This window comes from Bacillus stratosphericus (assembly GCF_020524495.1).
GTDB lineage: Bacteria > Bacillota > Bacilli > Bacillales > Bacillaceae > Bacillus > Bacillus stratosphericus_B.
Map to the genome: position 1 here is coordinate 1 of NZ_JAIVLB010000038.1, position 22,848 is coordinate 22,848.

Here is a 22,848-nt window from a genome sequence, read left to right on the forward strand (position 1 = left end):
TAGCAAACTGGACATGGAAAGGACCATGTCCAGCGTAAGACAACTGATAAATTTTATCAAAATAAGTGAAAACCCCACTTTTACTTGAAGTAAAGGTGGGGTTTGTCTACGGTCTGAAAGCACTGCAAGGTCAGTGCTTTTTTTATTTGGATTTGGTTTCAAATATTAAAAAGCATCAACCATCAAAGAAATAAACTTGCAAAAAGAAACGCTTTATTTATTTTTACAACGAAGATACCACCCATCATGTTCATATTTGGATGGTTCCAAGATATGAATGGATGTATAAATTTGGGCGTTCAGTTGAATCAGTCCGACCAGTATTACTTCACGCTAGAAATGAAATGAATATCAAAGACAATATTGAAGAAGTTAAGGAAGCCATCGACATTCTTACCAAAGAATTAAATAAATAATTGAATAGAAATTTCGTTTTTAGGTAGTGTATTTTCTTAAATACCAATACTAAACTTTAACAGATCCTTTACTTATAGTTAATGGTAATTTTAGGTAATAAACAACTTCCAGGAGGAAATAGATGTGGAGGATTTTTCGCTATTCATTGCTTCATTTTTTCAGCGTATTTATGCTTTTTTCAACGTTTTTTTCACTGAACCAAACGGAGGATAGTGGCTGCTTGGGTATATGGTGCTCATTGGTCTCGTTCTTTTTCGGGGGAATATATGCTTTACCGAAATATAAGCAATCAGAATCAAATCATGATGACACTTATTCTGTTTGTTTTTTTCATATGCTCATGAATCGTTCGATATAAAACTTTTTTTACATTGTTTGAAAAAAAGTGAAACCACCTATGACATTGTTGCGTCTTACTAGTACAGGCGTTTAAATAGCAGGAAATCGGGAATATCTAAGGAAGTGGTTCTTAACTATAGTATAAGGAGCGAATCCATGAATTGGTATGAAAAGCTCAGTGAATACTTCCCGATAGAAGAAATGAAGTCAAAAGAGCATATGGAAGCTTTATTAAAGGAAAGAAGTGATATTTATCATAAGGAGGAAGGACCTCATCATGTCATGATGTACGCTGAATTTGATTCTTTCATCTTTATTGATTATTTATTTGTTTCCAAAGATGCAAGGGGTGAAGGCCTCGGCTCAAAGCTCATTCATAAGCTAAAGAAAAAAAAGAAACCGATCTTGCTTGAGGTCGAGCCTGTAGATGATGACGATGAAGATACTGCAAAACGCCTAAAGTTTTATCAAAGAGAGCACTTCAAGCATGCAGAATCGATCGGTTATAAACGCAGGTCACTTGCAACCAATGAAGTGAACCGCATGGAAATCCTTTATTGGTCGCCTCTTACAGATAATGAGGAAGAAATGATGGAGGCCATGAGGAAGACATACGAAAGAATTCATACGTATAAAGATGAAGAATGGTATGGGCAATCGTATGAGGATGTTGATGACGTGTTAAAGGTCATTGAAAATAGAAAACAAAAGAATATTTTCAATCATCTCGACTAAATGATCATGTTCAGACATCAAGCATCACCATAAAAAGAATGAAATTGTCTAGTTTTTGTCACAAAAATTGCAAGAAAATCTGTTCACACTTACTTTTTTATAGTATAATCACTATAAAGATTACTTATTTAGAACAATTTTAATTTAAGAATACAGATCAATATTCATTCTACAAATTGAGGAGTGAAGATTTATGGTAACATTATATACATCACCAAGCTGTACATCATGTAGAAAAGCAAGAGCGTGGTTAGAAGAGCACAATATCCCTTATCAAGAAAGAAACATTTTTTCTGAGCCTCTTTCAATTGATGAAATTAAAGAAATTCTTCGAATGACGGAAGATGGTACAGATGAAATTATCTCAACACGTTCTAAAGTATTCCAAATGCTAAATGTGAATGTTGAAACAATGCCGCTTCAAAAATTGTATAAACTGATCAATGAGCACCCTGGTCTTTTAAGACGTCCAATTATTTTGGATGAAAAAAGACTACAAGTTGGGTACAACGAAGATGAAATTAGACGTTTCCTTCCAAGAACGGTTCGCACATTCCAACTAAAAGAAGCTCAACGACTTGCTAACTAATAGAAAAGCGAAAAGCTGCCGATCATTTGGCAGCTTTTTTTATTTGTTTTCAGCAGTTTGTTCATAAAATAGGCTAGCCAAAATGACGGTTGCGACTGTTAAAAATGGAAGTAAAAATTCAAGGATTGCATGCTGTGTCATAAATTCATTCAATTTTACATCACGAACGATCATTTCTCCGCCCGTAAAAGCCAAAAGAGCACTTCCGCCGTATAAAAGAAAAGGAAATTTGGTTAATGCGGCATGAATGAGCTTACTCCCCCAAATAATAATGGGAACTGAAATCATTAAACCAAAAGCGGTTAGGAACATGTTGCCTTTAGCCGCACCTGCAACAGCAATGACATTATCAAGTGACATAAAGAGGTCTGCAATGACGATGGTTTGGACTGCCCGCAAAAGGGAGCCGCTGCTTTTAATCAGAATGGGTTCTTTCTTTTGTTCAATTAACAGATTGTATCCTATATAAAGGAGAAAGAGCCCGCCAATAAATTGCAAATAAGGGATGGTCAATAAATAGACTGCAGCACCTGTCATTGTTATTCTCATTAGCACTGCCAAAAGTGTGCCGATCCATATGGCTTTATTACGTTTATCATTTGATAAGCTTCGACTTGCCAACGCAATGATTAAAGCATTATCCCCGCCTAAAATCAGGTCTATGCCAATAATCATAAGTAAGGATACGATCCACTCTGTTTCCATCCTATTCACCTCATTTCATTATAGAGCTCGTACAACCAATATATGAAGACAATTCAAATATATGTTTCTGTAAGTTTTCTCTGCAAAAAATGCGTTTTTATTTCTTTTATTCATGTTTTATCATAAAATAGACAGTACAAAGCAATACCTCAATTCTTTAAATGGCTAATATGTAGACGGAACGGGTAAAGTGTAGTAAAGTACTATTAATTGGGAGCTTGTATGTCCCTTCAACATCTTATATAGAAGGGAAGGTTGGCAAAATGGAAATCGAAAGAATAAATGAACATACAGTTAAATTTTATATTTCCTACGGTGATATTGAAGATCGCGGTTTTGATCGTGAAGAGATCTGGTATAATCGTGAGCGCAGTGAAGAGCTGTTCTGGGAAGTAATGGACGAAGTGCACGAAGAAGAAGAGTTTGCAGTAGAGGGGCCACTTTGGATTCAAGTACAGGCACTTGATAAAGGTCTTGAAATTGTCGTGACAAAAGCCCAACTTTCTAAAGATGGACAAAAGCTCGAATTGCCAATTCCAGAGGATAAAAAAGATCAAACAGATGAAGAAAGTCTAGATGCACTGCTTGATGATTTTCATAAAGAAGAGCAGGATCAAGAAGAACCTAATGAGAAGGAAAAAAAACTTCAACTTCAATTCGTGTTGAAAATGGATGACTTTGAAGATTTGATTGCACTTTCTCAGTTAAATATGCATGATTTTACCACAAGTTTATATTCGTTTGAAAACCGTTATTATCTATATGTTGACTTCCACGAGGATTTGTCAGATGAGCAAGTGGAGAATAAGCTCAGCATTCTGCTTGAATATGCTCATGAATCAGTTGTCAGCATCTACAGACTGCAAGAATACGGTCAGCTGATTGTGAAAGGTAATGCCCTTGAAACGATTCAACAGCACTTCTCGTAAACAACAAAAAGTCGATTTCTATAGAGGAATCGGCTTTTTTATCTGAATGAATAGTTAAACAAACAGATCAAGGAGAAAATGAAATGAGAAATGTAGTCAAGGTTCTTTTTTTTCTTATCATTACGATAGGTGCTTATTTGATTATTCAAATTTTTGCCGGTGATATAGCAGTAAGTGTACTAAGTTTCATCAGTGTCCTATTCACTTTATCGATTATCTTCATTGGATTTGTTATTTTCTTAGAGAACCGAAATCCGTCTCAAACCATCACTTGGCTTGTCCTACTTGGCAGCTTTCCGCTGTTCGGATTTTTGTTCTATTTTTTCTTTGGACGCAATATTAAAAAGCGCCGGCTGTTTGAAAAGAAAGCGGTACTAGATGAACAGTTAATCCAGGAAGATGAGCGCATTCACAGAGAAGCAATTGAAAAAATGACACATATGGGTGACCATCAGCAACTCTTATTTAAGCTGGCTCACAGACTTGGACATACCCCTATTACGTATCGCACTTCCTCTAAAGTCCTAACCAATGGGGAAGAAACGTTCTCTCATATTTTTGAAGAGATCAAAAAAGCAACACATCACATTCATCTAGAATATTATATTCTCCGCCATGATGACCTTGGCCAAGAACTAAAGGACATTTTAATTGAGAAAGCAAAAAAAGGCGTCATTGTTCGCTTTTTATATGATGATGTAGGGAGCTTAAAGCTCTCTCGTCAATATATTGCTGATCTAGAAAAGGCCGGTGTGCAGATCGTATCATTTTTACCAGTGAGACTGCCTTTGTTAAATAATAAAATTAATTTCCGAAATCACCGAAAAATTGTTGTGATTGATGGAGAAGTAGGCTTTGTCGGAGGGCTTAACATTGGGGACGAATACATGGGCAGAAGCAGACAATATGGGTTCTGGCGTGATACGCATCTCATGATTAAAGGCGAGGCTGTTCGCGATTTGCAGCAGATTTTTATGCAGGATTGGTATTATATGACCAATGAAAGATACTCAGGAGTAGACTACTTCAGAGATTTTAGCCACGTGGAGAGTAAAACAGAAGGCGTACAAATGATTGCTGGCGGTCCTGATAAACAGTGGGAGGTCATTAAAAATCTTTTTTTCTCCATGATCATCTCAGCCAAAAAATCGATTTGGATCGCTTCACCATATTTTGTTCCAGATGATGATATTTTGTCAGCTCTGAAAATCGCTTCTTTGAGCGGAGTAGATGTTCGGATTATTGCTCCTAAAAATCCAGATAAACGCATCGTATTCCACGCGTCTCGTTCATATTTCCCTGAACTTCTTGAAGCAGGAGCGAAGGTATATGAATATGATCAAGGCTTTATGCATAGCAAATTTATCATTGTCGATAGTCAACTGGCCTCAATTGGGACGGCGAATATGGATATGAGAAGCTTTCATTTAAACTTTGAAGTCAATGCTTTCCTCTATAAAACCAAAAGTACGGAAAAGCTAGTCAATGACTTCTTAGGGGATTTAGAGCAGTCGCATGAAATCATCCCAGAAGAATTTGCAAAGAGACCTCTGAGAGTGAGACTATTTGAATCAACAGCAAGATTATTATCACCACTTTTATAAACTTTTTATTTTCCCCCTTTCCTTAAAGGGGGATTTTTTATTTTATCTATGAAATAATGGAGAAATATATAATTTGGAAGAAGAAAAGATCATTTTCTATATTCGCTTCCCTAGAAAAAATCAAGATATAATACGGTATCAAAGAGCAAGGAGCCAAATGAATGAATGCAGCGATCATGGATAATGGGAAGCTTATCCGAATTACACATCATCTAACGAAAAGCCGGTTAGAGCATATAAGGTCTACGTGCAAATTTTATTGTCCTGAATGCAGGCAGGAGGTTCAATTAAAGTTAGGTGAGCATCGTATCTATCATTTTGCACATAAACAGCAGACAGCATGTCCGTTAGCCGCTACAGGCGAAACAGCATATCATCAGTCGGGAAAGACTGCCCTCGAAGGTTGGCTTAAACGACTTGGACATGAGCCAATGCTGGAGAAATATGTTTCTAAGGTCCAGCAGCGCCCTGATGTGACCGTCGTTGAGGGAGATGTAGATTACGCGATCGAATTTCAATGTGCGAATATTTCTCAGCAAGAGGTAAGGAAAAGAACAAGAGGTCTCCGTGCCGCAGGGCTCTTCCCTATATGGATAATAGGTGCAAATCGTTTAACACGAATATCTACCCAGCTCTTTTCTTTCTCTGCTATTCATTGGGGAGTTTTAAGGCAATCGCACAAAAGGAGATTGATCTTTTATTGTCCATTTCAGCAAATGTTCATCCACCTTGATCATCTCCTCGCATTTCAGTCAACGAAAATATGTGCTACAATGACCGTCAGGCCGTCTTCAGCATACCATCAACTTTCAGCACTCCTCGATCCTCCCTTGAGTAAGCGTCCATTAAATAAGCAATGGGTGAGGTGTGTTCAGCAATTTAGGCAGCGGCCTCCCCGCATTTTATCAAATGAAAGTAGGCGTTTGAGACACATTTTTTATGAGCATCATCGCACCGCATTTCCATTTCTACCAACTGAATTGTTTATTCCATTGACAGAAGCGTATATCTTTAGTAGTCCAGTTTATGTTTGGCAAGGGTGCCTTTATCATTGGATGGTAAAAAGGAAGGGAAGAGCACCAGTGACAATCCAACTGCTGATAAAAGAAATCTATCGGTGTGTGCAGGCAAAAGAAGTAAAGCTCCGATTTGCCAATGTCACAACCAAAGAAGTCAAAGACGTGATTACTGCATATATGAAGGCTCTCATCAGCAAAGGGTTTTTACACATGACGAAAGAGGGTAATTATCAAGTAACATCGAATCAAGTGCCTATACGAACAATAAATGAAGCGTTTAAACGTGATGCTTTCTTATTTCATTAGCATGTTTCAGGACCACTTTGATCATCATAAGAATAAGGTGGTGGTGCTGTTGATTAGAAAGAAACGCTTTATTCTCATTTTTTTAGTCTGTTTGGTATTTATTTCTGCATATGATTTGACAAATATAGTTCAAAACAAAGAAGATAAATACAACACCAATTTCTTTCACTTTCCGAAAGGTTGGTTCAACACAACTCATGCAAGGGGGATTCATATGACTTCACAAAGCAAAAACAACCATTTACCAGTCAGAAGCGAAGTAAAAGAAGAAAACAAATGGCGCCTTGAAGATATTTTTGAAAGCGTGGATTCGTGGAACAAGGAATTCAAGGCTGTAAAAAAAGAAATTCCTAAGCTAGCCCAATTTAAAGGCAAGCTGGCCCATTCTGCTGATGTTCTGTATGAAGCCCTAACATTTCAGGATCAACTTTCTGAAAAGCTTGGCAAGCTTTATACATATGCGCACATGAAGTACGATGAAGATACAACAAACTCATCATTTCAGGCATTAAATGATAAAGCGTCTAATTTATTTACACAAATGTCGAGTGCATCTGCTTATATTGTTCCAGAGATTTTATCCATTCAAGAAGATAAACTGCAGCAATTTATTTTGGAAAAGGAAGAATTAAAAATTTATTCTCACGCTCTCGAAGAAATTAACAAAGAGCGTCCACATATTTTAAGTGAAGAGCAAGAAGCTTTATTAGCTGAGGCATCTGAACCTCTATCATCTTCATCTACTACATTTAGTATGTTTAATAATGCAGATATTTCGTTCCCTTCTGTAAAGGATGAGAATGGGGAAGAAAAGAAGATTACCCATGGAAACTTTATTACATTTTTAAATAGTGAAGACCGTGAAGTGAGAAAGAACGCCTTCAAAGCCGTTTATAAAACGTATGATCAATATAAAAACACACTTGCTTCTACACTTAGCGGTTCGATTAAAAAGGATAATTTTTATGCGAAAGTCCGAAATTACAAATCCGCAAGGGAAGCAGCTTTATCAAGAAATAGCATTCCGGAAGAAGTGTATGACAATCTAATTGATACAGTTCATCAATATTTACCGTTATTACATCGCTATATAGAATTGCGTAAAAAGGTATTAAAACTTGATGAAGTGCACAATTATGACTTGTATACGCCACTTGTGAAAGATGCTGGCATGAAGCTGACCTATGATGAAGCCAAGGATTATATGCTGAAAGGGTTAGCCCCATTAGGAGAAGAATATGTGTCCGTCTTAAAAGAAGGACTTACCAATCGTTGGGTGGATGTTTATGAGAATAAAGGGAAACGAAGCGGTGCATATTCATCTGGAAGCTACGGCACGAATCCGTATATTTTAATGAACTGGCAAAATAATATTGATAATTTATTTACATTGGTTCATGAATTTGGTCACTCTGTCCATAGCTACTACACAAGAAAGCATCAGCCATATCCGTATGGAAACTATAGTATTTTTGTAGCAGAAGTGGCCTCCACAACAAATGAAGCGTTACTAGGGGAATACTTGCTAAATAACTTAGAGGATAAAAAGCAGCGTTTGTATGTGTTAAATCACTTATTAGAAGGCTTTAGAGGAACGGTATTTAGACAAACGATGTTTGCTGAGTTTGAGCATCTGATTCACGTAAAAGCACAAGAAGGAGAAGCATTAACGCCAGAGTTTATGACGAACCTTTATTACGATTTGAATAAGAAGTATTTTGGAGACGACATGGTTGTAGATAAAGAAATTGGATTAGAGTGGACGAGAATCCCTCATTTCTATTACAACTATTATGTGTATCAATATGCGACAGGCTATAGTGCTGCACAGGCGTTAAGTAAGCAAATACTAGAGGAAGGTAAACCTGCGGTGGAGCGTTATACAGACTTCCTTAAAGCAGGAAGCTCCGATTACCCAATCAATGTGTTGAAAAAAGCAGGTGTTGATATGGCATCTAAAGAACCAATTGAGGCAGCATGTCAATTGTTCGAAGAAAAACTAAAAGAAATGGAAGAGCTTATCTCCAAAACTGGTGAGTAACGAAAAGACTTCTGTCAAATATGTGAGTTCGAGCTCATCTTTTGGCAGGAGTTTTTTCTTAGGATAATAAAAAAGGCCTCTCCTGATGAATAGGAGAAGCCTTTCAAATGCTCACCCTTTAAATCCTTTAAAGGTCTTACGGTGATTCAATCGATATATTGTAAAGAGAATCGAAACAAATAAGAGTGGTGACGTCAGATAAAGAGGCAGCATTTTCATTAAGCCTAATATATTTAAAAAGAAGCATAAGCCAATGGCAACAAGTCCAATCGTTATGATGCGCATGAAGATCCCCCTATTTTTTCGTTACTTTCATTATATGAAAGTGACAGTCCTCTTATGTTTTGTGACAAAAATATGAACATATAGCATATCGGTTGTCATAAGTCGACAAAATTTGCTATACTAAAGATGTGAAATTAATCACATACAAACATTACCCCTTTGTTTGACCGTGAAAAATTTCTCCCATCCCCTTTGTTGTCGTTAAGACATAGTGAAACCGCGCTTATCCCGGCGCGGTTTCTTCGTGTCTATGTTTAGAACGAATGTTCCTTTTTTAGGTGAAGAAAAAACATGGATCAGCACCCATGTTCATTTTCACATCCGTAGACATTAAGATCTAAATAGTTCTCATTTTCTTTATAGCGCCAAAATATTTCTTGATGTACCTGCACACGTTCTACCTTTTTAGCGAATGCCAGCTTCTTCATTTCACGTTCAACTTCTTCAAGCGACAGGTCATATACAACAGCAATCTCTTTTGCTGATGCAAATTGAAAGTAAGCTATAAACCATTCAATTGGAGGCCGTTCTGAAGGTGTTGGTTTTTCACCAATCATTTCAAAAAGAACTTCCTTGTATATATCATAAGAGTATGCACCCGAAATCTTTACACCTTCATCTCCGTTTATCGTATTAAAAAAGGCGAAGGTAGGAAGCTCAGATATGTCCATTTCAGCTGCAATTTTCATATCACATTTTAGGGCTTTGACTGCACTTTGCGAATGGACATCCCGCTGGAATTCCTCAATGTCCAGTCCAGCAATTTTTGCATTCTCTAGCAAGACATGTTCACTTGTAACGTCTTGCTGGTGGCAAAAAAGTGATTCTTGAATGAGACGTAAAAATTTCATTCCGCATTTTCTACCTTGAAGCTCTGCTGCTTTTAGTGCGAGCGAGGCGAGATAGGGCGATGTTACAATTTGTTCAGACAGCATTTGTACCTTTTTGGTCTGGGTTTTGGTGGCAAATTTCCCCCATGCTTCAGTCAGCAAATGCTTCTTTCTTTTCCGGTTTAATGCATTAATACTAGAACTTGTGACCGTTCGTAAAGTGAAAAAACGGCCATACTTCATTTTCAATTTTTTAATTGATGGCTCTATTAACCAGCAGTCCGGGCTGAGAGGGTCAATGAAAACATAGATTTCTATCGGCTTTTGAGGATGTCCGTGACAGTGTGAAAAATATTGATCGTGCGGATTGCAGCTCAAGATCGTCCGTCCTTTTCAGGTGTTTGATTGACCATATGACGAGCCGTCAGAGAAAGCCGCTCAAATAAAAAGTCACGAATATCGCCTGTTAGTCCTATTTGATCCATTGCATCCTCCATGCATTCAAGCCATGAGTCAGCCCGCTCCTCAGTAATGGGAAAAGGGAGATGTCTCGCCCGTAGCATTGGGTGACCATGCTCCTCTGTATAAAGCGGCGGTCCGCCTAAATATTGAGTTAAAAACTGTTTTTGTTTTCTTGCTGTTTCTTTTAAGTCATCCGGGAAAATAGGATGAAGCAAAGGGTGACACTTTACATTTTCATAAAAAGTATCAACAAGTTGCGATAGAAGTTCCTCTCCAATCGCTTCGTAAGGTGCGTTAAACGATTGTACCATGTTGACTACTCCTTTTACTCGTAGCTAATAGGATGATTCACCCTATTGCGAATTTCATTTATTTCAAAAATGAATATTCAGTTTGTTCTATTTTATTGTTTCGATTCTTGTATACTTATTTTAACAACATAAACTCAATTCCACAAACAAATCGCTCTGGCCCTTTTAAAATAGAGAGAGGGTTGGATTCAGTGTTGATTGACCATATCATAACATATTCGGTCAAAAAAAGGTGAAAAGCGACATACAAAAAACCGAAGAGGCTATCTTCGGTTTAGGCGAAATACTGTGCAGTGATTTTCTTTACATAATTTTGTGTTTCTTTAAATGGAGGAATGCCCCCGTATTTATCTACATTTCCTGAGCCTGCGTTATAGGCAGCTAAAGCGAGTGAGATATTTCCATTATATTTATGAAGCATTTGTTTTAAATACTTCGTTCCGCCTTCAATGTTTTGGGCCGTATCAAAGGCATTATTCACGCCAAGTGATTTAGCAGTAGACGGCATGAGCTGCATGAGTCCAAGCGCACCTGCGTGGCTGACAGCATTCGTACGATATCCAGATTCTTGCTTGATCACCGCGTGAATCAGCTTCTCTGGAACGCCATGCTTTTGAGCCATTTGAGAGACAATCTGGTCAATCTCTTTTGTTGAAGCACTTGAAGCGGTCTTTTGAAGTGGCGGAGTAAAGCTGTTGTTTAAGACATTTCCGATGCCATTCGCTGTATTCAATTGAGCGTCATTTGTATATAAAGATTGAGAAGAAAATGGTTCACTGCTGCCCATGGCAGATAGATACGGATTCGTACGCACATATTGCGTGTTCGGAGCCGTTGATGGGTCCGCGCCCATGAAAGCAGAGATTGAAAGCGGAAGGCGTGATAATTCTGACCCGCCTAAAAAATCTTGCAGCAACGACTGGAATGAAGCCAGTGCACTTGATTCTTGGTTGGTCGACATTTGTGTTTGCCCGTTATCCAATTGTAACGTTTTGAGAGCTTGAAGCTGCATAAAGGATTGAAGTTGATTGACGTTCATCATGTTCCTCCTTCAAGGAATTCATCTATTCTGTGTTTTCATTTTCTCTTCATAAAAACGAACCACTTTATTCCTCGTGTTTCGTGTTGGGATCTGAAATTGACGGAGCAATGTTGAGAATGCGGCTTGTCCGATTTCTAAGTTGCTCACTTCAAATTCTAGTTCATAGTCCTCTACTGTTAAATATCGGCTGTGATCTAAAACAATTAAGCCTTCGTTGATTATTTTTTCTGCTCTTAATGTTTCAAGTGAACCAAAATACACAATTTGATCCTTTCGAATGCTTAGGTCGTCTAACCGGTCAGCCACTTCACCTTCTGGTATTTGAAAATCATCAAGGCTAGTGGGAGGAGCTGTCGTTTGATGAGTTTCCAGCAAGCCAATCTCGTGTAGTTCCTTTAAAGTGAGGACCCATTGACCGTCTTTTTCTCTCATACGTAATGCAGCAAATTGAGATTTTATATCAAATTGAGGTGTATCAAAGTAATAGTTGGTTTGAGTGCGGAAATCTGTATCCTTCAATTGAAAATATCGTTTCAGCTGTTCAAATTCTTCTTTTAATAATAATTGCTTTAGTTCAATTTCAATTTCCTGTGCCATTTTGCATCAACCTTTCATTTAGAGGAAATATATTTATTGTATATGATGTGTGTTCGCCATGTAAAAGATTGTTTTGTAGCTCTATTTAGTCTTTTTTTAGACTGAATGATGCAAAATCATCATTTGAAAACGAAAATCGAGATTTTCTTAAAAAGTTCGGTTTATCAATATTGAACTTGATATGATAAAATAAAGCTGTACTTTGTTGTAAAGGAGATCATGATGCAAAACAGAATTGAAATCACAGAAGCAACTTTAAAAGAAGACAGGCTGATTTTGACGGTTCAGTCAGATGAGCAAATTCAACAAGCAAAAGCAACAGGACAAATGCTTGTTGATTCTGATCACTTTGCGTTCGTTTACATATTCGAAACCGAGGAGTCTTTTACGTATCTTATCTTCGGGGAAGATACATGGGCTTCATTAAAAGAAGCAATGAATCGTGACATCCCTGTCTATTTGACGGCAGAAGAAAAATCGTTAGAACTGATTCAACTTCAACAGGAATTACACTATCTAATCGACAATATTAAAGACAATGCCAATTACGGAGATATGGAAGAGAAAGTGAAAAGCACATTCCTCTGAAATAATTAGGTATTTGGAATTGGGGGAAGTTTCATGGACAAAAAACAATGGGATCAATTCCTCGCACCATATAAGCAAGCAGTCGAAGAATTAAAAGTAAAACTAAAAGGCATTCGAAAGCTGTATGAATTCGAGGATGACCATTCACCAGTAGAATTTGTTACAGGCCGAGTGAAACCAGTTGCCAGCATATTAGAAAAAGCAAAGCGTAAAAACATCCCGATGCATGAGATTGAAACGATGCAGGATATTGCTGGGCTTCGCATTATGTGCCAGTTTGTAGAAGATATACAAGTCGTGAAAAAAATGCTTCAGTCACGAAAAGACCTTGTGGTGGTTGATAAACGTGACTATATTGCAGAACATAAAGAAAGTGGATACCGCTCGTACCACCTTGTTGTGTTATATCCGTTGCAAACGATCAACGGAGAGAAGCAGCTCCTCGTCGAAATCCAAATTCGTACACTTGCGATGAACTTTTGGGCGACCATCGAGCATTCTCTGAATTATAAATATAGCGGGAATATCCCGGAAAAGGTCAAGCTACGCCTTCAAAGAGCTTCTGAGGCAGCATCTCGTCTTGATGAGGAGATGTCTGAAATCCGAGGAGAAATTCAAGAAGCACAAGTGGCATTTTCCCGGAAAAAGAAAACCGATAGCTGAACCGAAGCTTGATCAAATATGATGCTGCCTTCTAGTAGCAGCAAGGTGGAAAAGGAGAAGAATTCATGAAATTTGCCGTTTCTTCAAAAGGGAATTCTGTATCTGACACACTCAAAAATAAAATTCAGACCTACTTACTGGATTTTGGCATGGAATTAAATGAAGAGGAACCGGATCTTGTCATTACTGTCGGGGGAGACGGAACTCTTTTATATGCTTTTCACCGCTATAGCAACCGCTTGAATGAAACAGCTTTTGTCGGTGTTCATACAGGGCATCTTGGCTTTTATGCTGACTGGGTGCCGAGTGAAATTGAAAAGCTTGTCCTCGCCATTGCAAAAACACCTTATCATATTGTGGACTATCCGATTCTTGAAGTCATTGTCAGATACAACGATGGCGGCCGAGAAGAGAAATATTTAGCGATGAATGAATGTACGATCAAAAGTATGGAAGGTACGCTTGTGGCAGATGTTGAAATTAGAGGTCAGCTTTTTGAAACATTTAGAGGTGACGGTCTTTGTTTGTCTACGCCATCTGGCAGTACGGCTTATAACAAAGCACTTGGCGGCGCCATTATCCATCCTTCCATTAGAGCCATTCAGCTTGCAGAAATGGCTTCGATTAATAACAGGGTGTTCCGGACAGTCGGTTCACCGCTTATTTTGCCAGATCACCACACTTGTGTGATCAAACCGATCAACGATGTGGATTTTCAGGTGACAATTGATCATTTGACGCTGCTTCATAAAGATGTGAAATCCATTCAATGTCGTGTGGCAGACGAGAATGTCCGTTTTGCCCGATTTAGACCATTTCCGTTTTGGAAAAGGGTGCAAGATTCCTTTATCGGAAAAGGAGAATAAGAAAGAGGTCGTTCTCGCTGGAATATTTTAAGTTAAACAAAACTATCGCAGCCAAAGAAGAGGGACTGCTGTTAAAGGATTATTTAATCGATCTTGGCATCTCAAAAAGAATGCTCACAGATATTAAATTTGATGGAGGTGATCTCCTCATTAATGGAGAGCATGTTACCGTGCGGTATGAGCTGCATAAGGGAGACAGGCTCACCATTTTATTTCCTGAGGAAAAGGTGAGTGAAGGGCTAAAGCCTGCTCCGATCCCGCTTGATATTTTATTCAAGGATGAGCATGTGCTTGTGCTAAATAAAAAGCCATATATTCCATCGATCCCTTCTAGAGAGCATCCTGAGCACAGTATTGCAAATGGACTGCTGCATCATTATGCTGAAGAGCCTCTGCGGTTGACCGTTCATTTGGTGAACCGCCTTGATCGCGATACTTCTGGTGTGATGCTTGTTGCCAAACACCGCTTTGCTCACAGCCTTTTATCAAAGGCGCAAAAAAAAGGTCAAGTAAAGCGAACATATAGAGCTTTTACACATGGCATCATCACACAAAAGCACGGAACAATTAGAGCCAAAATTGCTCGAAAAGGGGATAGTATCATTGAACGAATGGTCCATGAAACAGGCCATGAGGCAGTGACGCATTATACCGTTCGAGCGGTAGACGCTGATCTCAACATGTCCGATGTGTCTCTTTCTCTTGAAACTGGAAGAACACATCAAATTCGTGTGCACATGCAATATCTTGGTCATCCGCTCATTGGTGATACGCTATATGGCGGAACGAGCGAGCTTATGGACCGGCAGGCACTGCATAGTGAAACCCTTGTCTTTCCTCATCCGATGACAGGGGAGCAAATGACATTTTCTGCTCCTTTGCCAGATGATATGGAATCATTGCTTTTATAAAATACCCGGTAACCTTCTAAGCAGTGGTCTTATCCCTGTCAAGTAGACACATATAAAAAGCCTAAACAGCCAGTGTGTGACGGTATTCTATTGAAGTACCTGATGCGATTCGATTGTTAACAAATGAGGATTTTTCTTTGTATCAAATTCAAATGAACAACCATCGATATCATAATGTCATGGTACGGGAATTTCCTTTTACAGGGAATTTGGTATTTGTCTGTATTTTTAGAGGGGTAGACAGCTTAGTACCGCATGGGGATAGCGGTGATTCGCGTGCTTGTGTCAGGCTTCGGGAGTATGTGGTAGGTCGTAGAGCTCAATTAGAGTTACAATGAATCCTTGACCAATGAACAATTCCTGATTAAGATAGAGGTACAACATCATATGTTTGATCCACTAGGGGAGTCCTTTAAAAGGGCTGAGATAAAAGTGTAGACTTTTAGACCCTCATTACCTGAACAGGTTCATACCTGCGTAGGGAAGTGGTGCGGTTTTTGCCTATGCTTTTGACAAATTCCAAGCCACTTTCCACGCGGAAAGTGGCTTTTTTATATGGAAAAACAGGAGGAGAGGAACATGACATTTTCACAGGAATGTAAAGAGGCAGCAGCAACATGGTGGAATGGAAGCTTTACGCATCCTTTTGTGAAAGGGATTGGAGATGGCACACTTTCAATCGATCGTTTCACCTATTATGTGATGCAGGATTCATATTATTTAACCCATTTTGCCAAGGTGCAAGCGTATGGAGCTGCGATTAGTGAGGACTTACATACGACGGGCAGAATGGCGTATCATGCGCAGGGCACGTATGAAGCAGAACTATCACTGCATAGGAAATTCACAGAGCTTCTTCAGATCTCTGATGAAGCTCTCGCAAGCTTCAAGCCTTCTCCAACTGCTTATGCGTATACCTCTCATATGTACCGGTCTGTGAAAAGCGGACGATTTGAAGAAATATTAGCCGCGTTATTGCCGTGCTACTGGCTATATTATGAGTTGGGTGAAAAACTGAAACAAACGACACCTGACCATCCCATTTATCAAGAATGGATTTTGACTTATGGAGGGGATTGGTTTAAAGAGCTTGTTTTTGAACAGGTTAACCGTTTTGATGAACTCGCAGAAAAAGCACCTGAACATGTGCGGGCCAATATGAGAGAAAATTTTGTGATTTCAAGTTATTATGAATACCATTTCTGGGAGATGGCGTATGAAAAAGAAACGTGGCAAACAGCATGCTTAGATGGGGTTGGTGTAAATGGAACTCCATGCAGTAACAAATAATTCGTTTCCCGTTATCGAGCTGATCAAGCAAATAAGAGTCATTGAATCTGAAGTGGACTTTATTCATATCCGAGAACGATCTAAAACTGCCAGTGAGCTCATCTATCTTGTAAAACAACTCCTTTCAGAAGGAGTACCCAAAGAGAAACTCGTGATCAATGACCGAATAGACGTCGCACTGCTCACCAATATTCACCGAGTACATCTCCCAGGCCACAGCTTTTCTCCAAAGGAGCTGAGACAAAAATTCCCTCACCTTCATGCGGGTGTGTCTGTTCATTCTTTAGAAGAAGCCCAAGCAGCAGAGAAGAATGGGGCAGAGTATGTCATGTTTGGGCATGTGTATGACACCTCATGTAAACCAGGACTGAGGGCAAGGGGAGTAGAGCTTGTAGAAGAACTGACTTCCGTGTTGTCCATTCCGGTTGTGGTGATTGGCGGCTTGACGCCTGAGCGCATTCCAGAAATGATGCATGTGAATGTGAAAGGAATTGCTGTTATGTCGGGGATTTTTTCTCATCATCAGCCGCGAATCATGGCGCATGCATTTTCTAAAAAGCTAAAGGAGAATCCTTATGAAAAAGCATTATGACGTTGCAATCATTGGTGGTGGAATCATAGGGATGTCAATTGCCTATCACCTTGCTAAAGCAGGAAAGAAGGTTATCTTACTTGAGGCGAATGAGGTAGGGAAGCAAACGACGAGTGCGGCCGCTGGGATGCTCGGTGCACATGCTGAAGGAGAGGGACATGAGGATATTTTTTTTCAAGTGGGCAGAGCAAGCCAGGCATTATACGAAAAATTAAAAGTCGATCTTCGGCATGAATCAGGCATTGATATTCGGACATCAGCGGGCGGCATTATGAAGGTGGCCTTTACAGAAGAAGAGAAACGTGCACTTTGCCGGATGCAGCATTTGTCTACTTTTCAATGGCTTGAAGCAAGCAGCGTAAAAAAACGCATGCCCCAAATCGCAGATGACATCATAGGAGCAGGTCTGATTGAAGATGATGTCCATGTTGAGCCTTATGCGGTATGCAGGGCATTGTGGCAGGCGGCCGTCTGGTACGGGGCGGATGTCAAGGAGTATACACCCGTTATTGAAGTGAAACAGGATAAAAAGGCATTGACTATCAGAACAGTCGAAGGCACATTCACATGTGATCACCTCACTGTAGCAAGTGGTGTATGGTCTGGCCGGTTTTTTGGAGAGCTAGGATTATCTCATTCTCTCTATCCAGTCAAAGGAGAATGTGTGTCTGTGTGGAACAGCGGTCCAGCGCTTGCACATACCATTTATCATGGTCATTGTTATGTCGTTCAAAGAGATAGCGGAAAGCTGGTCATTGGTGCAACGATGAAGCCAAATGAGTGGCATGCCCTTCCGACACTTGGCGGTATTGAGGCTGTTATTCAAAAAGCGTCTCAGCTCATGCCTTCTATTCAGGAGATGCCGATTGATCAGTGCTGGGCAGGCCTTCGACCAGCAACAAGTGACCTGCATCCCTATATCGGAAGACACCCAGACGATGAGCGTATTCTCTTTGCTACAGGACATTACCGGAATGGCATATTACTTGCGCCAATGACAGGAGAAATCATTCGGGACCTCATATTAGGCGAGACTGTAAATGAGGAATGGCTAGATGCGTTCCGTATTGGCAGAAAGGAGGCATTGTTTGAATGAAAATTCAATTGAATGGCAGAATCGTTGATTTCGATAAAGAGAACGGAACCATTTTTGATCTCCTAGCAGTCTATCAGCTTGAAAACCGTGTGGTGATTGTCGAAAAGAACCAAAAAATTATTGATAAAGAAGCCTTTCAACAAGTAGAAATTAAACCAAATGACACGATTGAAATCGTTCACTTTGTAGGAGGAGGATAATACAATGCTACACATTGGCGGAAAAACATTCACATCAAGATTATTACTTGGTACAGGAAAGTATCCATCGTTTGAGATTCAAAAGGAAGCGGTGAACGTGTCAGAAGCTGAAATTTTGACCTTTGCTGTGCGAAGAATGACCATTTTTGAAGCATCACAGCCGAATTTTTTAGAGCAGCTCGATTTATCAAAATATACATTGCTTCCGAATACAGCAGGCGCAAGTACAGCGGAAGAAGCGGTGCGTATTGCCCGTTTAGCGAAAGCTTCTGGACTGTGTGACATGATCAAGGTAGAAGTGATTGGCTGTTCAAGATCTCTTCTTCCAGATCCAGTCGAAACGTTAAAAGCATCTGAAATGCTACTGGAAGAAGGATTTATCGTGCTGCCATATACATCAGATGATGTGGTGCTGGCAAGAAAATTAGAAGAACTTGGTGTTCATGCGATTATGCCAGGGGCTTCTCCAATCGGGTCAGGTCAAGGTTTATTAAACCCTCTGAATCTCTCATTTATTATCGAGCAGGCGAAGGTGCCGGTCATTATTGATGCCGGTGTAGGCTCTCCGAAGGATGCTGCTTATGCGATGGAATTAGGGGCTGACGCTGTATTACTGAATACCGCCGTGTCTGGCGCAAAGGACCCTGTGAAAATGGCAAAAGCGATGAAGCTGGCGATTGAATCGGGAAGACTTGGTTTCGAGGCAGGTCGTATTCCATTGAAAAACTATGGTACAGCAAGCAGTCCGCAGGAAGGGATGCCAGCGTTTTGAGCACACGTTATTCACGCCAAGAGCTTTTTAGACCAATCGGAAAAGATGGGCAAAAGCGGCTAAACGCCTCAAAGGTCGTCATTATTGGAGCGGGAGCACTTGGAACAGCCAGTGCTGAAATGTTCGTTCGTGCTGGCGTAGGCTCTGTGACCATTTTGGATCGAGATTATATTGAATGGAGCAACCTTCAGCGTCAGCAGCTTTACACAGAGCAAGATGTACAAGATCGGCTCCCAAAGGCTGTAGCAGCTGAGAAAAGGTTAAAGCAGGTGAACAGTGAGGTCCACGTAAGAGGGATCGTCATTGATGTGACTGCTCAACATATTGATGAACTTGTCAGTGGTGCTTCAATTATCGTAGATGCAGCGGATAATTTTGAGGTGCGAATGATCGCAAATGATGCGGCTATGAAACATCAAATTCCCTTTCTTTACGGAGCCTGTGTAGCCAGCTATGGCATTCAATTGACTGTCATTCCTGATGAAACACCGTGCTTACACTGCCTACTTGACCATTTGCCTGCACAAGGCATGACATGTGATACAGCAGGTATTATTAGTCCGGTTGTGCAGCAAGTGGCGGCATATCAAGTGGCAGATGCGCTTAAATTGCTAACAGGACATCAAGTCACCCCGATATTAAGATCTTTTGATTTATGGACAAATGAACGATCTGATATTCACTCCGTCTCATCATTAAAGAAAGAACAATGTCCAAGCTGTAGATTAAAGGCGTTTCCATTTCTGTCATATGATCGCAGAGCGAAGGTAGATGTGCTGTGTGGTCGTAATACGGTGCAAATCCGCAGTGCTGCCGGTACACCACCGTCTTTACATGAAGTGGCCCTTCGGTTAAAGAAAGCAGGAATGGATGTACTAGAAAATCCGTATTTGGTTTCCTGTCAAAAAGATGAGTACAAGCTCGTCTTATTCAAAGATGGCAGAGCACTTGTGCACGGAACGAGTGATATTGCCAAAGCGAGAACGATTTATCATCAATGGATTGGCTAATGAGAGGGTGTGGTGAAATGACAATCAAAAAGGCGTTAACAATCGCAGGGTCAGATTCAGGCGGTGGTGCAGGAATTCAAGCAGATTTGAAAACCTTTCAGGAGCTTGGTGTATACGGGATGTCTGCCATCACAGCGATTACGGCACAAAACACACTTGGTGTTCACGGTATATATCCACTTTCTATCGCGGCGCTAAAAAGCCAAATAGATGCAGTGGCAGAAGATTTAATGCCAGATGCGGTCAAGACAGGGATGCTGTGGAGTGCTGACATGATTACCACCGTCGCTGAAAAAACGGTGCAATATCAGATGAACCTGATTGTAGATCCAGTCATGATTGCAAAAGGCGGTGCTTCTTTATTAAATAAAGATGCTGTCTCTGCACTTAAAACACATTTGCTGCCTGTAAGCTATGTGGTAACGCCAAATCTCCCCGAGGCAGAAATACTGACAGGCATGAGTATTCAGACAAAAGAGGATCGCTATCGAGCGGCAGAACGACTTTATGAGCTCGGCACGAAATATGTCGTGATCAAAGGCGGCCACGGTCCTGTTGGCGGCCTCATTACAGACCTGTTGTACGATGGTAAAGGCTTTATTGAAGTTACAAATGAACATATTGATACACCGCATACACACGGCACAGGCTGTACTTTTGCAGCGGCATTAACAGCAGAAATAGCCAAAGGATGTTCCATGAAGGAAGCCTTTGAAACAGCAGAGACCTTTGTCCATGAAGCCATCATATATCCTTTGCATGTAGGCGCTGGTCATGGGCCTACCAACCATTTTGCTTATCAGCAAAACAGGAGAAAAGAGGTGTGACCGTCTTCACTTGTGAGGACGGTTTTTTTGATCAAAAGATGAAAAAGAAACTTTCTTCAAGTGGAAATTGTCAATATCTCATGATTTGTGATAATATTATGATCAGGTACTAATACTATGTCTTGAAAAAATAGGAGGCTTTAATACATATGAACTTTTCTTTAGAAGGCCGTAATATCGTGGTGATGGGTGTTGCCAATAAACGAAGCATCGCTTGGGGAATTGCTCGTTCACTTCACGAAGCAGGAGCTCGTTTGATCTTTACTTATGTGGGAGACCGACTTGCGGAATCTGTCAAAGAGCTTGCAAGTACACTTGAGCGTGATGATTCAATTATTCTTCCTTGTGACGTGACAAGTGATGAAGAAATCGAAAAATGTTTTGCAACAATTAAAGAAAAAGTACAAGTGATTCATGGTGTTGCGCATGCGATTGCATTTGCCAACAAAGAAGAGCTTGTTGGTGAATATTTGAACACGAACCGTGAAGGTTTCCTGTTAGCGCACAACATTAGTGCATATTCATTAACTGCAGTAGCAAAAGTGGCACGTCCGTTGATGACAGAGGGCGGCAGCATTGTAACACTTACTTACCTAGGCGGAGAGCGTGTTGTATCTAGCTACAATGTCATGGGTGTAGCGAAAGCAGCACTTGAAGCAAGTGTGAAATATTTAGCAGCTGATCTAGGAGCAGAAGGCATTCGTGTGAATAGTATTTCTGCTGGTCCAATTCGTACTTTATCTGCAAAAGGGATCAGCGGTTTTAATAAGATCCTTAAGGATATTGAAGAGCGTGCACCGCTTCGCCGTACAACAACTCCTGAAGAAGTTGGCGATACAGCATTATTCTTATTCAGTGATCTGTCCCGCGGCATGACAGGTGAGAATCTTCATGTTGATTCCGGGTTCCATATCATTGCCCGATAAGCGAATAAATGATCCGCAGCATACCGATGACTGGTATGCTGTTTTTTTATTTTTCTTCTGATTTGAGGCGTCCGTTCATATATATAAGGAATGAATCATTCGGGAGGGATTAGTATGTCAAATAAAGGTGATGAGAATCAAAAGCCGCTTATGTATATTGTTCAACCAAGCTATGATGAATCAGAGCCAGCCATGCAAAATATTGTGAGGAAGCGAAAGAAGTTAGAAAAACTGCCAGAAAGTAAAAAAAGCGTTAAAGATTCAATCGAAGAAAGCGCACAGGAACCTGTATCACAGGAAGTAGAGAAGGAAAAAGAAGAGCCGCCCGCACTTCAGCAAGAACGAGAGATCATACAAGAAGCAGAGTCTTCACAAGAACGAGAGCCAGTCCAAGAACAAGAAAAGCAGCCAGAAGGCGTATATCATGAAATAAAAGAAGAACCAAGGAGAAAACGAGTGAAAAAGCCTTTAAGTCAGATGAACATTGACGAAAAGGTCGATTTTCTCACAAGCCTGCCGCATAATATGCCAAGAGCACTTTGTCTCATTGAAGCCGATGAAAAAACATACAGAGGGATTGTGATGGAGAGGATAGAGAATATGGTAATTATTCGTACAGCAGGCGGTGGAAATCCGGTCGAGTTAGCGATTGATGATATTTCCTCCATTCATCCGCTCGGCTTTTAACGAACATGAAAAAAAGTCCCATATAGGGACTTTCAGACCGTAGACAAACCCCACCTTTACTTCAAGTAAAAGTGGGGTTTTCACTTATTGTGATAAAATTTATCAGTTGTCTTACGCTGGACATGGTCCTTTCCATGTCCAGTTTGCTAGCTTTTTGAGATTCATGGCAGCGAAAGTAAGCATCGCCTGCATTGAAACTTTTTTCAGTC

Annotated in this window: 25 protein-coding genes, 1 pseudogene and 1 riboswitch; of the genes and pseudogenes, 20 read left to right on the forward strand and 6 right to left on the reverse strand. The window is 40.1% G+C overall.

The window, feature by feature from the left end; translation table 11 throughout:
- Positions 1–218: 218 nt before the first annotated feature.
- The 3 genes and pseudogenes from LC033_RS13515 to spxA form a co-directional block, all read left to right on the forward strand.
- Positions 219–416 (forward strand): annotated as a pseudogene (locus tag LC033_RS13515) (HIT family protein); the annotation flags it as partial.
- Positions 417–912: 496 nt separating this feature from the next.
- Positions 913–1,491, forward strand: coding sequence for a GNAT family N-acetyltransferase (locus LC033_RS13520; protein WP_226569286.1), 579 nt, complete (start codon positions 913–915; stop codon positions 1,489–1,491).
- 193 nt (positions 1,492–1,684) lie between these two features.
- Positions 1,685–2,080, forward strand: coding sequence for a transcriptional regulator SpxA (gene spxA / locus LC033_RS13525; RefSeq protein WP_226569288.1), 396 nt, complete (start codon positions 1,685–1,687; stop codon positions 2,078–2,080).
- Positions 2,081–2,119: 39 nt separating this feature from the next.
- Here spxA and LC033_RS13530 read toward each other — a convergent pair whose 3' ends face one another.
- Positions 2,120–2,785, reverse strand: a complete 666-nt coding sequence (locus LC033_RS13530) for a TerC family protein (RefSeq protein WP_226569290.1) — start codon at positions 2,783–2,785, stop codon at positions 2,120–2,122.
- Positions 2,786–3,048: 263 nt separating this feature from the next.
- Here LC033_RS13530 and mecA point away from each other — a divergent pair, with 263 nt between their 5' ends.
- The 4 genes from mecA (at position 3,049) to pepF (ending at position 8,684) form a co-directional block, all read left to right on the forward strand.
- A complete protein-coding gene (gene mecA, locus LC033_RS13535; protein ID WP_226569292.1) occupies positions 3,049–3,714 on the forward strand; it encodes an adaptor protein MecA in 666 nt (221 codons plus the stop codon).
- A gap of 83 nt (positions 3,715–3,797) precedes the next feature.
- Positions 3,798–5,318, forward strand: coding sequence for a cardiolipin synthase (gene cls / locus LC033_RS13540; RefSeq protein ID WP_226569294.1), 1,521 nt, complete (start codon positions 3,798–3,800; stop codon positions 5,316–5,318).
- Positions 5,319–5,479: 161 nt separating this feature from the next.
- Positions 5,480–6,643 (forward strand): competence protein CoiA, encoded by a 1,164-nt coding sequence (locus tag LC033_RS13545; protein WP_226569296.1) that lies wholly within the window; start codon positions 5,480–5,482, stop codon positions 6,641–6,643.
- Positions 6,644–6,857: 214 nt separating this feature from the next.
- Positions 6,858–8,684 carry an oligoendopeptidase F gene (gene pepF / locus LC033_RS13550; RefSeq protein WP_312887874.1) on the forward strand — a complete coding sequence of 609 codons (1,827 nt, stop codon included), beginning with the start codon at positions 6,858–6,860 and terminating at the stop codon, positions 8,682–8,684.
- A gap of 111 nt (positions 8,685–8,795) precedes the next feature.
- Here pepF and LC033_RS13555 read toward each other — a convergent pair whose 3' ends face one another.
- The 5 genes from LC033_RS13555 to LC033_RS13575 form a co-directional block, all read right to left on the reverse strand.
- A complete protein-coding gene (locus LC033_RS13555; protein ID WP_226569298.1) occupies positions 8,796–8,969 on the reverse strand; it encodes a hypothetical protein in 174 nt (57 codons plus the stop codon).
- A 296-nt stretch (positions 8,970–9,265) separates the two neighbouring features.
- On the reverse strand, positions 9,266–10,177 hold the full coding sequence (locus LC033_RS13560; RefSeq protein ID WP_226569300.1) for a ClpXP adapter SpxH family protein: 912 nt from the start codon (positions 10,175–10,177) through the stop codon (positions 9,266–9,268).
- Complete coding sequence (locus LC033_RS13565; RefSeq protein ID WP_226569302.1) at positions 10,174–10,572, reverse strand: globin domain-containing protein; 399 nt, start codon at positions 10,570–10,572, stop codon at positions 10,174–10,176. The genes LC033_RS13560 and LC033_RS13565 overlap by 4 nt, the downstream gene beginning before the upstream one ends.
- Positions 10,573–10,846: 274 nt before the next feature.
- Positions 10,847–11,611, reverse strand: a complete 765-nt coding sequence (locus LC033_RS13570; RefSeq protein ID WP_226569304.1) for a lytic transglycosylase domain-containing protein — start codon at positions 11,609–11,611, stop codon at positions 10,847–10,849.
- A gap of 21 nt (positions 11,612–11,632) precedes the next feature.
- Positions 11,633–12,211 carry a CYTH domain-containing protein gene (locus LC033_RS13575; RefSeq protein ID WP_226569306.1) on the reverse strand — a complete coding sequence of 193 codons (579 nt, stop codon included), beginning with the start codon at positions 12,209–12,211 and terminating at the stop codon, positions 11,633–11,635.
- 222 nt (positions 12,212–12,433) lie between these two features.
- On the opposite strand from LC033_RS13575, the gene LC033_RS13580 reads away from it, so the two are divergent.
- From LC033_RS13580 to LC033_RS13640, 13 genes are all read left to right on the forward strand, one after another.
- Entirely contained in the window at positions 12,434–12,799 is a 366-nt protein-coding gene (locus LC033_RS13580; protein ID WP_226569308.1) for a UPF0738 family protein, read from the forward strand.
- Positions 12,800–12,832: 33 nt separating this feature from the next.
- Entirely contained in the window at positions 12,833–13,462 is a 630-nt protein-coding gene (yjbM, locus tag LC033_RS13585) for a GTP diphosphokinase (RefSeq protein WP_226569310.1), read from the forward strand.
- Positions 13,463–13,527: 65 nt separating this feature from the next.
- Positions 13,528–14,328, forward strand: a complete 801-nt coding sequence (locus LC033_RS13590; protein ID WP_226569312.1) for an NAD kinase — start codon at positions 13,528–13,530, stop codon at positions 14,326–14,328.
- A gap of 17 nt (positions 14,329–14,345) precedes the next feature.
- Positions 14,346–15,239: an RluA family pseudouridine synthase gene (locus LC033_RS13595; RefSeq protein ID WP_226569333.1), complete on the forward strand. Its 894-nt coding sequence runs from the start codon at positions 14,346–14,348 to the stop codon at positions 15,237–15,239.
- 391 nt (positions 15,240–15,630) lie between these two features.
- A riboswitch (TPP riboswitch) is annotated at positions 15,631–15,740 on the forward strand.
- Between the two features lie 78 nt (positions 15,741–15,818).
- The gene (gene tenA, locus LC033_RS13600) at positions 15,819–16,529 is read left to right on the forward strand and encodes a thiaminase II (RefSeq protein ID WP_226569314.1); all 711 of its coding nucleotides are present in this window, start codon (positions 15,819–15,821) and stop codon (positions 16,527–16,529) included.
- Entirely contained in the window at positions 16,504–17,121 is a 618-nt protein-coding gene (gene tenI, locus LC033_RS13605; RefSeq protein ID WP_226569316.1) for a thiazole tautomerase TenI, read from the forward strand. The genes tenA and tenI overlap by 26 nt, the downstream gene beginning before the upstream one ends.
- The gene (gene thiO, locus LC033_RS13610; protein WP_226569318.1) at positions 17,105–18,217 is read left to right on the forward strand and encodes a glycine oxidase ThiO; all 1,113 of its coding nucleotides are present in this window, start codon (positions 17,105–17,107) and stop codon (positions 18,215–18,217) included. The genes tenI and thiO overlap by 17 nt, the downstream gene beginning before the upstream one ends.
- The gene (thiS, locus tag LC033_RS13615) at positions 18,214–18,417 is read left to right on the forward strand and encodes a sulfur carrier protein ThiS (protein ID WP_226569320.1); all 204 of its coding nucleotides are present in this window, start codon (positions 18,214–18,216) and stop codon (positions 18,415–18,417) included. Before thiO ends, thiS begins: the two co-directional genes overlap by 4 nt.
- Before the next feature lie 4 nt (positions 18,418–18,421).
- Positions 18,422–19,189 carry a thiazole synthase gene (locus LC033_RS13620; protein WP_226569322.1) on the forward strand — a complete coding sequence of 256 codons (768 nt, stop codon included), beginning with the start codon at positions 18,422–18,424 and terminating at the stop codon, positions 19,187–19,189.
- Positions 19,186–20,199, forward strand: coding sequence for a thiazole biosynthesis adenylyltransferase ThiF (locus LC033_RS13625; RefSeq protein WP_226569323.1), 1,014 nt, complete (start codon positions 19,186–19,188; stop codon positions 20,197–20,199). The genes LC033_RS13620 and LC033_RS13625 overlap by 4 nt, the downstream gene beginning before the upstream one ends.
- A gap of 17 nt (positions 20,200–20,216) precedes the next feature.
- The gene (thiD, locus tag LC033_RS13630) at positions 20,217–21,026 is read left to right on the forward strand and encodes a bifunctional hydroxymethylpyrimidine kinase/phosphomethylpyrimidine kinase (protein ID WP_226569325.1); all 810 of its coding nucleotides are present in this window, start codon (positions 20,217–20,219) and stop codon (positions 21,024–21,026) included.
- Positions 21,027–21,175: 149 nt separating this feature from the next.
- Entirely contained in the window at positions 21,176–21,952 is a 777-nt protein-coding gene (gene fabI, locus LC033_RS13635) for an enoyl-ACP reductase FabI (RefSeq protein WP_226569328.1), read from the forward strand.
- Positions 21,953–22,066: 114 nt separating this feature from the next.
- The gene (locus LC033_RS13640; RefSeq protein ID WP_226569330.1) at positions 22,067–22,639 is read left to right on the forward strand and encodes a CotO family spore coat protein; all 573 of its coding nucleotides are present in this window, start codon (positions 22,067–22,069) and stop codon (positions 22,637–22,639) included.
- Positions 22,640–22,848: the final 209 nt, after the last annotated feature.